Here is a 12,754-nt window from a genome sequence, read left to right as displayed (position 1 = left end):
TTCCCGTCGTCGACGCCGGTGCGCATCCGCTCACGCTGCTGCCCGAACTCGCCGAAGACGACCTCCCGAACCTCACCCCGGTGCTCGTCGTCGCGGCGCGACCCGACCTGCTCAACCGCGCCCGGGTCGTGTTCACCGAATGGGACCGGGCCGGGGTGCTGGAGAAGACGATCGTCGTCATCTCCGCGCAACTACCGGCCGCCCATCAGGATGGCCTCGCCGACATGCTGGTCAACGTGGTGTCCGGTGCGGTCGGCGGAGTGATCGGGCTCGACTACGACCCGGTCATCGGCGCCGGCACCGCCCTGGACCAGGAGGCGCGCCGTGGGTTCCTGCCGGCGACGCACCAGGCGATCGCGGCCTTGGCCGCGGCGACCACCAACAGGCACTGAGGCGCGCCCCCTTTCGCAATCCACCGGAACGGGGCAGCATGGGGCGACATGACCGGGTCCACTCGCTCGCCGCTCACCACCGCCGAGGCCGCCGAGATGGTCGCCGATCCCTGGCGTGTCATCGCCGACAGACTCGCCGCCGCCTACAACACCGGATCGATGGTGCGGGGCGGCGAGTTCGTCGCCAAGATCATCGACGCCGCCGAAGAGGCGAACCACCACCCCGACATCGATCTGCGTTACGGCACGGTGCATCTCGTGCTCACCACGCACAGCGCGCACCAACTAACGGAAGCCGATGTCGCCCTGGCGAACCGGATCACCGGCATCGCCGCCGACCTCGGCCTCGAGCCGGTGTCCGCGCCCGTCACCCAGTTCAACCTCGCCATCGATGCCCTCGACATCCCGGCCATCAGGCCTTTCTGGAAGGCCGTCCTGGGCTACGGCGACGCGGCCGATCGCGAACCCGTCGACCTCGTCGATCCGGCCGGGCGCCTACCCAGCGTCTGGTTCCAGCAGATGGACGAACCTCGCCCCCAGCGGAGCAGGATGCACGTCGACCTGTGGATCCCGACCGACGAACTTCACGAGCGCCTGCAGTCGGCCATCACCGCCGGCGGCCAACTCCTCACGGACGAGTACGCCCCGGCCTTCTGGGTTCTCGCCGACGCCGAGGGCAACGAGGTGTGCCTGTGCACCTGGCAGGACCAGAACTACTGATCAACCGAGGGGTGGTGACCCCTCAACCCATCGAGAAGCGCGACTGAAAACCACCCTCTCAGAGGCGAGCCGGCGAACATAGCCGACGGTCGCTCCCGGAGGGTGGTTTTCAGTCGCGGGTGGGCAAAGCGCCTAGGAGCAGTGCCCCTCGGCGCGGGCGACGTCGGCGACGGCGGCCGCCACTGCCGGGGCGACCCGGTCGTCGAGCGGGCTGGGCACGATGCGGTCGGCGCGCAAGTCATCGGCGACGACCGAGAAGATGGCTTCGGCCGCAGCGATTTTCATGCCCTCGCTGATGCGTCGCGCACCGGCGTCGAGCGCACCCTTGAAGACGCCGGGGAAGGCGAGGACGTTGTTGATCTGGTTCGGGAAGTCGCTGCGTCCGGTCGCGACGATCGCCGCGTACTTCGCGGCGGCCTCCGGATGGATCTCCGGGTCGGGGTTCGACAGGGCGAAGACGATCGAATCGTCGTTCATCGACGCGATGAGCTCTTCGGGGATCAGACCTGCCGACACACCGATGAAGACGTCGGCGCCGGCGAGGGCCTCGACCGCGCCACCGGTCAGCCCGCGCGGGTTGGTGCGTGACGCCAGTTCGCTCTTCGACTCGTTCAGGCCGTCACGTCCCGCAGACACGATGCCCTTGGAATCCAACACGACGACATCGGAGATGCCCACTGCCAGAAGGATGTTCGCGCACGCGACACCCGCGGCACCGGCGCCGGAGATCACGACCTTCAGGCCGGCGAGATCGCGGCCGAGGTGGGTCGTCGCGCCCTTGAGGGCGGCGAGGACGACGATCGCGGTGCCGTGCTGGTCGTCGTGCATGACCGGGCAGTCGAGGGCCTCGATGACGCGGCGCTCGATCTCGAAGCAGCGCGGCGCGGAGATGTCCTCGAGGTTCACGGCGCCGAAGCTCGGGCGGAGTCGGATGAGGGTCTCGACGATCTCGTCGGGATCCTGGGTGTCGAGAACGATGGGGATCGAGTTGAGTCCGGCGAAGCTGCGGAACAGTGCGGACTTGCCCTCCATGACCGGCAGCGAGGCGCGGGGACCGATGTCGCCGAGTCCGAGGACCGCCGAGCCGTCGCTCACCACGGCGACCAGGCGATCGGTCCAGGTGTACTTGTTCACCAGGGTGGCATCGGTGTCGATCGCACGCGACACCTGGGCCACACCCGGGGTGTAGGCGATCGACAGGTCGCGCTGGGTGTCGATGGGTGCGCGCAGCTCCACCGAGAGCTTGCCGCCGACGTGGGCCAAGAAGATCTCTTCGTCGGTGATGGGGTGGTCGGCGATCGTGGGTTCGGTGTAGGGGGTCTCACCCATACGTGTGTCCTCCGTGCTCGTCACGGGTCCTCCTGAAAAGCCGCGAAAATGCGGGTTGCATCGTCTCGCCGGCCACGCTGCCCGCGAGCTAGAAGTGATCCGCATCGACGCGAGCAGGTGGGCTCAGCGGACGCGGGCCGGGCTCGTGTGAGCGGGGTGACGCTCGTTACGGCCGGATTAAGTGTCTCACCGTCTGGGATCGTTCCGGAAGGTGGGTCGGCCCAGGTGAAGTGTCCAATGATCATTGATAAGGTACAACTTGTGTCTATGTTGCATGCGACCTCCGAATCCGCTGCTGAGCGGGTATATGTCGAGGTCAAAGAGCAAATTCTCACAAACGCGATCGCCGGCGGTGAGCTGATCAGCGAGGGTGAGATCGCCGCGAAGTGCTCGGTGAGCCGTACTCCGGTGCGCGAGGCGTTCCTGCGGTTGGAGACCGAAGGCTGGATGCGTCTCTACCCGAAACGGGGAGCCCTCGTGGTCCCCATCGGTGAGCGCGAGATCCGCGACGTCGTGGACGCACGCCTGCTCCTCGAACGGCACGCGGTGCGTGCGGTCGTCGGTCGGCCGGGCGCGGTGGCCGGACTCGTGCGGAGTCTGCGCGCCAACCTCGACGCCCATCGTCGGTCCGACGCCTCGGACATCCGGGAGTTCTCCCGCATCGACGCCGAGTTCCATCAGCTCATCGCCGCCGCCGGCGACAACGCATTGCTGTCCGGCTTCTACACCACGCTCGGGGAGCGGCATCGACGGATGACGACGGCGTCGGTGCACCGGGACGCGAGTGTCGCGGCCCGAATCCTCGACGACCACCGCGCGCTCCTCGACGCGATCGACTCCGCCGACGCCGAACGTTTCGACACCCTGCTCGCCGGCCACCTCGTCGCGGTTCACGATCTACCCGGGCACGACCTCCCCGGGGCACCGGCATGAGCGCCGACCGCGCGCGCTTCGGATGGCCCGCCGTCGCGCTCGCCGTGTTCGCCACCGCGTGGGGCGGCAACGAATTCACGCCGCTGCTGGTCATGTACCGGCAGATCACCGACATGTCACCGGTCGTCGTCGACGCGTTGCTCTTCGCCTACGTCCTGGGCATCGTGCCCGCCCTGCTGATCGGCGGCCCGTTGTCGGATCGGCTGGGCCGACGGCCACTCATGCTGCCCGCCCCGCTGTTCGCGGCGGTCGGCTCGGGACTGCTGGCCGCGGGCTCGGAGTCGGTGGCACTGCTGACCGCCGGGCGGGTGTGCAGCGGCATCGCGCTGGGTCTCTCGATGGCCGTGGGGGGGAGCTGGATCAAGGAACTCTCCGACCGCGACGGTGCGCAGACGGGTGCCGGCGCCGGTCGCGCGGCCATGAGTCTCACGGCCGGCTTCGGCGTCGGCGCCGGGGTGGCCGGGGTGCTCGCGCAGTGGGGGCCGTGGCCGCATGTGCTGCCGTACCTGATCAACATCGCCATCGCGGTCGTCGCGGCGAACCTGATCGTGCTGGTGCCGGAGACGCGTCCCAGACAAGACTCGCCGGGGCGTCTGCGTGACGACCTGCGCATCCCGTCCGCGGGCCATCGTCGTTTCCTGTTCGTCGTGCTGCCACTGGCGCCCTGGGTTTTCGGTGCCGCCGCATCGGGTTACGCGATCGTCCCCGCCCTCATGTCCGCCCGCACCGCGGGAGCGCCGATCGCGTTCGCCGGCCTGTGCTGCGTCCTCGGCCTGTCCGCCGGTTTCGGCATCCAGTCGTTGGGTCGGCGGATCAACCGGCCGGGGAGTCTCCGCGGTGTCGTCGTCGCCTTCGTGGTGCTCGTGGCCGGAATGGTCCTCGCGGCCGTGGCGGCACACGTGCTGACCGTATGGGTCGCGCTCCTGGCGTCGACGCTGCTCGGCTGCGGATACGGCATGGCGATGATCGTCGGCCTGCTGGAGGTGCAGCGCATCGCCGGACCCGACGACCTCGCCGGGCTCACGGCCGTGTTCTACGGCGTGACCTACCTCGGCTTCGGGGTTCCGGCGGTTCTGGCCTGGATCTCGGAGAGCTGGCCGGCGATCACCTACCCGGTCATGTTCGGCTTCGGCGCCGTCGCCGCAATGATGAGCCTGATCGTCGCTCTCCTCGGACATCGTCGCCACGGTGCGCCCGTCGTAGAACCCGGTACCGCCGCAATGGCGGGCTCGGCCGGCGGGGCCGCCCGCACACGGTGACGCGTCGTCGATCGACCACCCGGTAACCTGCTGAGAGTTTGATCAGGCACCGCAGTGACACCGCGGTGCGACGGGGAGTGCAGCGGGTGAGTGTGGAAAGGCGCAGACGATGATGCTGGGAGCATGGGTCGTCGTCGTGACCGCGCTCGTGCTCATCCTGCCCGGCGCGTTCGTCGGCCGACGGATGAACCTACCGTGGCCGGTCGCGCTGGCCGCCGGTCCGCCCATCACGTTCGCCCTGGTCTCGATCCTGACGGTGCTGTACTCCGTCGTCGGCTTCGAGTGGAATGCCGTCTCGGCCCTGGTGGGTCTGGTCTTCGCGGTCGGCGGTGCCTGGGTCTACTCGGCACTGCTGCTCACCCGGTGGGGTCAGCGGCTGGCGCCGGTACCCGACGCCGACGGCGAATCCCGCGTGGGACGGACCGCGGTGGTGAGGGTCGCCGCCGGGCTCGGACTCGGTGGACTCGTCATCGCTGTCACCTGTATCCGGCCGATCGCGACGACCGCATTCGCCGGTCTCGGCAACATCTCGCAGGTGTGGGATTCGTTGTGGCACGCCAGTTCCCTGCGCTGGATTTACGAGACGGGCGTCGGCTCGGCCATGCGGATGGGCGAGCTGATGAATTACGACACCCAGGGGTTCAACTACTACCCGAACACCTGGCATGCGCTGGGTGCGTTGCTGTTCCCGCTGACCGGTGCCGACCCGGTCGAGCTCTACAACACGTATTCGCCCGCCGTGCTGGCGATCACCGTTCCGCTCGGTGTCGCGTCGCTGGCCTACTGGTTCGCGCGGCACCGCTACGACGTCGACTCGTCGGCTCTCATCGCCGGTACCGCGGGTGCGCTGAGCGCGCTGTTCCCGTCCCTGCCCTACGTCGAGGTCCAGCTGACCTCGGTGCCGAACGCGGTCGGCGTGAGCCTGGCGCCGGTCGCCGCCGTCCTCGTGATGAGCGTGGTGTCGGACAGATCGCGTGTGCTGCCGGCCGCGCTGGCCGTGGCCGGTGTGACCGCCACCCACCCCTCCGGCCTGATCGTCGTCGGCGTGATCGTCGGCCTCTGGTGGCTGTGCGAGGGTCTGTGGCGTCCGGTCGCCGGTCGCCTGCGCGATCTCGCGACGCTGGCCGTCACTGCGGTGGTGACGCTGGTCCTCATCGCACCGGTCGTCCTGGGCACCATCCGGGTCGCCGACACCAACGAACTCCCGTTCTTCGACTTCCGTGAGGAGACGATCGGCGTCCTCGACGGGCTCGTCAAGGGCGCGTTCAACGGGACGATCCCGCTCGAGCTCGATCACTTCCCGGTGTGGCCGCTGATCGTCGTCACCCTGCTCGGGCTGATCGCGCTCGTATGGCTGCGATGCTGGGCCGGCCTGGTCGCATGGTTCGTGTTCGCCCTGGTGACCGCCAACGCGATGGTGTCCCTGGGGCCGCTGTCATACCCGCTCGGGGCGATCGGCGGCTACTTCTACAACTCACCCCACCGGCTCACATTCGTGGTCGCGATCATCTCGGCCGCGGCGGCAGGCGTCGCGATCGGGGTTCTCGCGCTCGGCGTCGCAGGTCTGGTCCGACGCCGCGTGGCATCGGACCCGGCCGACGGTCTAAGAAAGGCCGAGGCGACTTCGGGGAAGGCGCGCTGGGTGGTGGCCGCGACATACGTGGTGTTGCTGGGTCTGATCGCCGGCGCCGCCGTCGTGCGTTATCCGCCGAACGCGCAGATCGCGTCGAAGGAGCGGGGCGGCAAGTATGTCGGGCCCGACGATCTCGCCGCCTACGAGTGGCTCGCCGCGCAACCCGACGCCCAGGACGTCCTCGTCCTCAACAACCTCGACCAGGGCACCGGCTGGCTGTACCCGGTCACCGGGGTCACCCCGATGTTCCCCTTCTACCGGGCCAACGAGTTCTCCGAGCGGCAGCGCGACCTGTTCTGGGGTGTGTCGGAGATCGGCGCCGACCCGGCCATCGACCAGATCGTGCGAGACATGAACGTGCATTACGTGATCGACTCGCCGCCGAGTTACTGGGAGTTCCAGCGCGGCATGCCCGACCCCGCCCGTGGTCACCAGGGCGACCCCTTCCTGGCGTTGCGTCAGAACGGCGCTCCCGGATTGACCGAGGTGTTCCGCCGCGGCGACGCGGTGGTCTACCGCGTCAACGACCTCGTCTACCCGCCGCCGCCCGCGCCCTGAGTGACTCCGCTCCTCAGTAACTGCGGCCCGGCGGCCGTCGTGGGCCACGAAAGACCAATCCTGGGCGACTGAACTCATGCTCCCTGAGGTGCGAGCGAAGCGAGCCACGAAGGGCTCAGCATCGTGTCTCACCAGGCCCTTCGTGGCTCGTCGCTATCGCTCCTCACACCTCAGGGAGCAATGGGGTCGCTTCTTTCGGATTTAGGGAGCAGTGGGGCCGCGTCTCGCACACGGAGCGGGGCGGCCATTCACCCCGTTCGACGCACGGGCACGGGCTAGCGTCGGGACATGCGGCCCTGGATGTGTGTCTTCTGCGCCAACGAGTTCCCGCCGGGCGAGACGCCGCTCGCGATGTGCCCGATCTGCGACGACGACCGGCAGTGGCGTCCGGTCAGCGGTCCCAGCTGGACTCCGCTCGACGAGACCGCCGACAACGCGCTGACCGCCCACGAACTGGAGCCCGGTCTGACCGCGCTGACGGTGCAACCCTCCGTGGGGATCGGGCAGCGTGCCCTGCTCGTCGCGACTCCCGGCGGGAACATCCTCTGGGAACCGCCGGGTTTCCTCGGGCCGTCCCTCGTCGACTGGCTAAAGCAGCACGGCGGGGTCGCCGCCATCGCCGCGAGCCATCCGCATCTGGTGGGCGCGAGCGTCTCGCTCAGTCACCGATTCGGTCGAGTTCCGGTGTATTACAACGACTCCGACCGGCGATGGGTCACCCGCCCCGACCCCGTCGTGCGCTTCTGGTCGGACACCACCGAAGTCCTCGGCGGGGTGCGACTCGTCCAGTGCGGCGGTCATTTCCCCGGCAGCGCGGTGCTACACCTCCCCGACGCCGCCGACGGCAGGGGTGCGGTGCTGACCGGCGACACCATCAAGGGCGTCATGCATCCCGGCATGGTGACCTTCATGCGCAGCTACCCGAACATGATCCCGCTGTCACCGCGGCTCGTCCGCCACATCGTCGACCGGGTGAACGAACTCCGGTTCGACCGGCTCTACGACGCGTTCGGTGTCGTCGTGGCCGAGAACGCCCGGGACGTGGTGGACAGTTCGGCGCGGCGCTACATCGGCTGGGTCACCGACTCGATCGTCGATCCCGACGATCCGCACGCGCCTGCCCAAGGGGAAACCGGTCAGGCGTCCGGGTAGCCCTTCGGGTTGCCTGACTGCCAGCGCCAGGTGTCGGCGCACATGTCGTCGATGGTCTTGGCGGCGTGCCAGTTCAGGTCGTCGTTCGCCCGGGTCGGATCGGCGTAGGACGCGGCGATGTCGCCGGCCCGCCGCGGGGCGACCTCGTAGGGGATTGGGCGCCCACTGGCCCTCTCGAACGCGTGCACGACCTCCAAGACCGAAACCCCTTGCCCCGTACCGAGATTCCAGGTCGACATGCCGGTCTCGCCGGTGCTGATGCGGTCGAGGGCCGCGACATGGCCGGCGGCCAGGTCGTCGACGTGGATGTAGTCGCGCACGCCGGTGCCGTCGGGGGTGTCGTAGTCGTCGCCGAAGACCGCCAGCTTCTCGCGCCGGCCGACCGCGACCTGCGCGACGAACGGCATCAGGTTGTTCGGAATGCCCGACGGGTCCTCGCCGATCTGTCCGCTCGGATGTGCGCCCACCGGATTGAAGTACCGCAGTGCCGCGATGCGCCACACGTCCGAACTGGCGGCGACATCGCGCAGGATCTGCTCGATCATCACCTTGGTCCAGCCGTACGGGTTGGTCGCCGAAGTGGGTAGGTCCTCGGTCATCGGCAACTGCGGCTCCGCGCCGTAGACCGTTGCCGACGACGAGAACACCAGCGTGTGCACGTCGTGGCGTTCCATCGCGCGGAGCAGGGCGAACGTGGTGCCGAGGTTGTTCTGGTAGTAGTCGAGCGGCTTGGCCACCGACTCGCCTACCGCCTTGAACCCCGCGAAGTGGATGACCGCGTCGATGTCCTCGTGGGCGAAGAAGTGTTCGGTCTTGTCGACGTCGGCGAGGTCGAAGGCGTGGACGGGGATGGAACGGTCGGTCAGTGCCTCGAGCCGGCCGACGACGGCCGGCTTGGCGTTGCTGAAATCGTCGACGATGACGACGTCGTGTCCGGCCGAGACCAATTGGATGACGGTGTGCGAGCCGATGTAGCCCGCTCCTCCGCTCACGAGTACGCGCATGACGACCACCGTAAGCGGCGACCCTGGGAATGGGCCAAGTGGACTGCATGGAGGTCACCAGGTGGCTTCGACTCGGCGCCTCGCTTCGCTCGGGGCCGGCTCAACCAGCGGAGGGGGCGGGTCAACCAGTGGAGGGGCCGGGTCACCAGCGGAGGGGCTGGTTAATTAGCGGAGGGGCCGGGTCAACCAGCGGAGGGGCCGGGTCAACTAGCGGACAACGGCTCAACCAGCGGAGGTGCCGGTGACGCGTTCGGTGGTGGCGTACTTCTGTTCGACGGCTTCTTTAGCGGGTTGCCACCAGCCGGGGTGGTCGCGGTACCAGTCGATGGTGGCGGCGAGGCCGGCGCGGAAGTCGAGGTAGGAGGGGGTCCAGCCGAGTTCGGTGCGAAGGCGGGTGGAGTCGATGGCGTAGCGGCGGTCGTGGCCGGGGCGGTCGGTGACGAAGTCGAAGGCGTCGGCGGGCTGGTCGAGGAGTTCGAGGATGGTTTCCACGACGGTGCGGTTGTCGACCTCGCCGTCGGCGCCGATGAGGTAGGTCTCGCCGATCTGGCCGCGGTCGATGATTGTCCACACGGCGTCGTTGTGGTCGTCGACGTGGATCCAGTCCCGGACGTTGCGGCCGTCGCCGTAGAGCTTGGGGCGCACCCCGGAGAGCACGTTGGTGATCTGGCGGGGGATGAACTTCTCGATGTGCTGGTACGGGCCGTAGTTGTTGGAGCAGTTGGAGATGGTGGCGGCCACGCCGAAGGAGCGGACCCAGGCGCGCACGAGCAGGTCGCTGCCGGCTTTGGTCGAGGAGTAGGGGCTCGACGGGTTGTAGGCGGTCTGTTCGGTGAAGCGGGCCGGGTCGTCGAGATCGAGGTCGCCGTAGACCTCGTCGGTGCTGATGTGGTGGTAGCGCACCTGGTGGGCGCGGACGGCTTCGAGCAGGGTGTAGGTGCCCACGAGGTTGGTGGAGACGAACGCCGACGGGTCGGCCAGAGAGTTGTCGTTGTGGGATTCGGCGGCGAAGTGCACGACGAGGTCTGTGTCGGCGACGAGTCGGCCGACCAGGGCGGCGTCGGTGATGTCGCCCTCGACGAGTTCGACGCGGTCGGCGACCGGGGCGAGGGTGTCGGGGTTGGCGGCGTAGGTGAGTTTGTCCAGGACCCGGATCGAGACGTCGGGGCGGGTCGTCAGGGTGCGCAGCACGAAGTTGGCGCCGATGAACCCGGCACCCCCGGTCACGAGAACACGCACGCGCGGCGCCTTTCGTCGAGGTCGATGGTCGCAGTCACTCTACCGAGGAGCCGACCTGCTCGCCTCGGGTGAGCGCAGCGGCGCGACTCGCGTGCCGTCGCGAAAGGCCGCGGGCATTACCCTGATCGCCATGAAAGGGATCATCCTGGCCGGCGGTACGGGCACGCGGCTGCACCCCATCACGCAGGGGGTGAGCAAGCAACTCGTCCCGGTCTACGACAAGCCGATGATCTATTACCCGCTCTCGACGCTCATGCTGGCCGGGATCCGCGACATCCTGATCATCACCACCCCGCACGACGCCCCGGCCTTCGAGAACCTGCTCGGCAACGGCGACCAGTTCGGCATCGACCTCACCTACAAGACCCAGCCCTCCCCGGACGGACTCGCGCAGGCCTTTGTCCTCGGCGCCGACCACGTCGGTACCGACTCGGTCGCTCTCGTCCTCGGCGACAACATCTTCTACGGACCCGGACTCGGCAGCCGGTTGCAGGGTTTCGAGAACGTCGACGGCGGCGCGGTCTTCGCCTACTGGGTGGCCAACCCGGAGGCCTACGGGGTGGTCGACTTCGACGCCGACGGCACCGCCATCTCATTGGAAGAGAAACCGGCACAACCGAAGTCGAACTTCGCGGTACCCGGTCTGTACTTCTACGACAACGACGTCGTCGACATCGCCCGCAACCTGCGGCCCAGCGCCCGCGGCGAGTACGAGATCACCGACGTCAACGCCCACTACCTCGACCGCGGGAAACTGTCGGTCACCGTCCTGCCGCGCGGCACGGCGTGGCTCGACACCGGCACGTTCGACAGCCTCCTCGACGCCGGCAACTTCGTCCGCACCGTCGAACAACGCCAGGGACTCAAAATCGCTGTCCCAGAGGAGATCGCGTGGCGACAGGGGTATCTCTCCGACGAGGAGTTGCGGGCTCGTGCCGACAAACTCCGCAAGTCGGGTTACGGTGACTACCTGCTCGAACTGTTGCAGCGGGGCAAGGGTTTCTAAGCGCCGCCCCCGAGGCGCATGTCCGACGACCGACCCTGGGAAAGGTGTCCGCATGAAGGTCCGCCCGCTCGCCATCGACGGAGCGTGGGAGTTCACCCCGGTCCAACACGGCGATGCCCGTGGGTTGTTCGCCGAGGCGTTCAAGGCCGACGTGATCGCCGAGACCATCGGTCACCGCTTCGACCTCGCGCAGGTGAACCTCTCGGTGTCCGCGGCCGGCGTGCTGCGCGGCGTGCACTTCGCCGACGTCCCCCCCGGACAGGCGAAATACGTCACCTGCCCCACCGGCGCGATTCTCGACGTCATCGTCGACATCCGCGTCGGCTCACCCACTTTCGGTACCTACGACACCGTCCTGCTCGACGACGTGGATCGTCGTGCGGTCTACCTGTCCGAGGGTCTCGGCCACGCGTTCTGCGCGCTCGCCGACAACTCGACCGTGACCTACCTCTGTTCCACCGGATACAACCCGACCGGTGAGCACGGCATCAACCCGCTCGATCCGGAACTGGGTATCGAATGGCCGACGCACGCCCGGGACGGTTCACCGCTGGAGTTCGAACTCTCGCCGAAGGACACCGCGGCACCGGGGCTCACCGAGGCGCGCGAGTCGGGTCTGCTGCCGAACCACGACGAGGTGGCCGACTTCCTGGGTTCGCTGCGGAACTGAGGCGCGAACGCCGAAACGTGCACGGCGCCAGCCGTACACGTCGCAGGGCAGGAAGCGTCAGCCGGTAGTGGACCGCCGAAACGCGGTGACCGCCCAGAAGTAGCCGACCACCAGGAACACCACGCACCACCCCAGCGCCCACGGCCAGCGATCACTGATGTCGAGACCCATGAGGAGTCCGCGCAGCGTGTCCGCGATGGGACTGAACGGCTGGTACTCGGCGAACTGGCGGACACCGTTGGGCATGCTGTCGGTCGGGACCAGCCCACTGCCCAGATAGGGCAGGAACAGCAGCGGCAGCGGCATGTTGCTCGCACTCTCCGGATTCGGCGCGACGACACCCATGGCAACCGCGATCCACACGAGGCCCGCGGTCAGTAGCAGGAGCAGTCCGCCGGCCGCGAACCAGTCGAGAAGGCTTGCGTCGGCACGGAAGCCCATCGCGAACGCGACCGCGAGCAGGAAGCAGACCGCGACCACACCTTGGATGAGGGCGCCGACGAAGTGTCCGGCCAGGATCGCTGTCGGCGGAGTGGCCAGTGATCGCAACCGATTGATGATGCCCTCGGTGACGTCCTGATTGACCGAGACCGCAACCGCCACCGTCAGGAACGACGGCACGAAGAGCAGTAGGCCGGGGAGAAGATAGTTGATGTACTTGCCGTCCAGCGGTCCGTCCGCGGCGAGGGCGCTCTCGATGGCACCGCCGAAGAAGTAGGTCATCATCAGCAGGATCACGACCGGCATCGCAATCGTGGAGAACATCATTGTGGGGTAGCGCCGTAGCCGGATCAGGTTGCGGCGCACCATCACCGCGGAGTCGGACAGGGTGTGGTCGAGCGTGGTGGTCATGACTTCT

The 12,754-nt window shown here is 68.0% G+C and carries 11 protein-coding genes and 1 pseudogene; 8 read left to right on the top strand and 4 right to left on the bottom strand.

The genetic code is table 11. From position 1 onward, the window contains the following. Positions 1-392 (top strand): annotated as a pseudogene (locus AS181_RS09885) (hypothetical protein); the annotation flags it as partial. A gap of 48 nt (positions 393-440) precedes the next feature. Continuing rightward, entirely contained in the window at positions 441-1,112 is a 672-nt protein-coding gene (locus AS181_RS09880; RefSeq protein ID WP_058251398.1) for a VOC family protein, read from the top strand. A gap of 132 nt (positions 1,113-1,244) precedes the next feature. Here the strand turns inward: AS181_RS09880 and AS181_RS09875 are convergent, their stop codons facing one another. Then, positions 1,245-2,441 (bottom strand): NAD(P)-dependent malic enzyme, encoded by a 1,197-nt coding sequence (locus AS181_RS09875; protein ID WP_058251397.1) that lies wholly within the window; start codon positions 2,439-2,441, stop codon positions 1,245-1,247. Positions 2,442-2,708: 267 nt separating this feature from the next. Between AS181_RS09875 and AS181_RS09870 the strand changes: the two genes are divergently transcribed. The 4 genes from AS181_RS09870 (at position 2,709) to AS181_RS09855 (ending at position 7,976) form a co-directional block, all read left to right on the top strand. Next, positions 2,709-3,374 (top strand): GntR family transcriptional regulator, encoded by a 666-nt coding sequence (locus AS181_RS09870; RefSeq protein ID WP_058251396.1) that lies wholly within the window; start codon positions 2,709-2,711, stop codon positions 3,372-3,374. Then, the gene (locus tag AS181_RS09865) at positions 3,371-4,633 is read left to right on the top strand and encodes an MFS transporter (RefSeq protein ID WP_058251395.1); all 1,263 of its coding nucleotides are present in this window, start codon (positions 3,371-3,373) and stop codon (positions 4,631-4,633) included. Before AS181_RS09870 ends, AS181_RS09865 begins: the two co-directional genes overlap by 4 nt. A 109-nt stretch (positions 4,634-4,742) precedes the next feature. Continuing rightward, positions 4,743-6,824, top strand: coding sequence for a DUF6541 family protein (locus AS181_RS09860; RefSeq protein WP_058251394.1), 2,082 nt, complete (start codon positions 4,743-4,745; stop codon positions 6,822-6,824). Between the two features lie 288 nt (positions 6,825-7,112). Beyond that, a complete protein-coding gene (locus AS181_RS09855) occupies positions 7,113-7,976 on the top strand; it encodes a hypothetical protein (RefSeq protein ID WP_058251393.1) in 864 nt (287 codons plus the stop codon). Here AS181_RS09855 and galE read toward each other — a convergent pair. Together galE and rfbB are read right to left on the bottom strand one after the other, a co-directional pair. Next, positions 7,961-8,980 (bottom strand): UDP-glucose 4-epimerase GalE, encoded by a 1,020-nt coding sequence (gene galE, locus AS181_RS09850; protein WP_058251392.1) that lies wholly within the window; start codon positions 8,978-8,980, stop codon positions 7,961-7,963. The two genes, AS181_RS09855 and galE, sit on opposite strands and share 16 nt — an antisense overlap. Before the next feature lie 222 nt (positions 8,981-9,202). Then, positions 9,203-10,219: a dTDP-glucose 4,6-dehydratase gene (gene rfbB, locus AS181_RS09845; RefSeq protein WP_058251391.1), complete on the bottom strand. Its 1,017-nt coding sequence runs from the start codon at positions 10,217-10,219 to the stop codon at positions 9,203-9,205. 130 nt (positions 10,220-10,349) lie between these two features. On the opposite strand from rfbB, the gene rfbA reads away from it, so the two are divergent. Continuing rightward, a complete protein-coding gene (rfbA, locus tag AS181_RS09840; protein ID WP_058251437.1) occupies positions 10,350-11,225 on the top strand; it encodes a glucose-1-phosphate thymidylyltransferase RfbA in 876 nt (291 codons plus the stop codon). Positions 11,226-11,277: 52 nt separating this feature from the next. Beyond that, positions 11,278-11,895: a dTDP-4-dehydrorhamnose 3,5-epimerase family protein gene (locus AS181_RS09835; protein WP_058251390.1), complete on the top strand. Its 618-nt coding sequence runs from the start codon at positions 11,278-11,280 to the stop codon at positions 11,893-11,895. Positions 11,896-11,952: 57 nt separating this feature from the next. On the opposite strand, the gene AS181_RS09830 is transcribed toward AS181_RS09835, so the two are convergent. Then, positions 11,953-12,747, bottom strand: coding sequence for an ABC transporter permease (locus AS181_RS09830; protein WP_058251389.1), 795 nt, complete (start codon positions 12,745-12,747; stop codon positions 11,953-11,955). Between the last annotated feature and the right edge of the window lie 7 nt (positions 12,748-12,754).

The organism is Gordonia sp. SGD-V-85, from assembly GCF_001456905.1.
GTDB classification, from domain to species: domain Bacteria; phylum Actinomycetota; class Actinomycetes; order Mycobacteriales; family Mycobacteriaceae; genus Gordonia; species Gordonia hongkongensis.
This window is presented reverse-complemented; position numbering and strand designations above follow the sequence as displayed.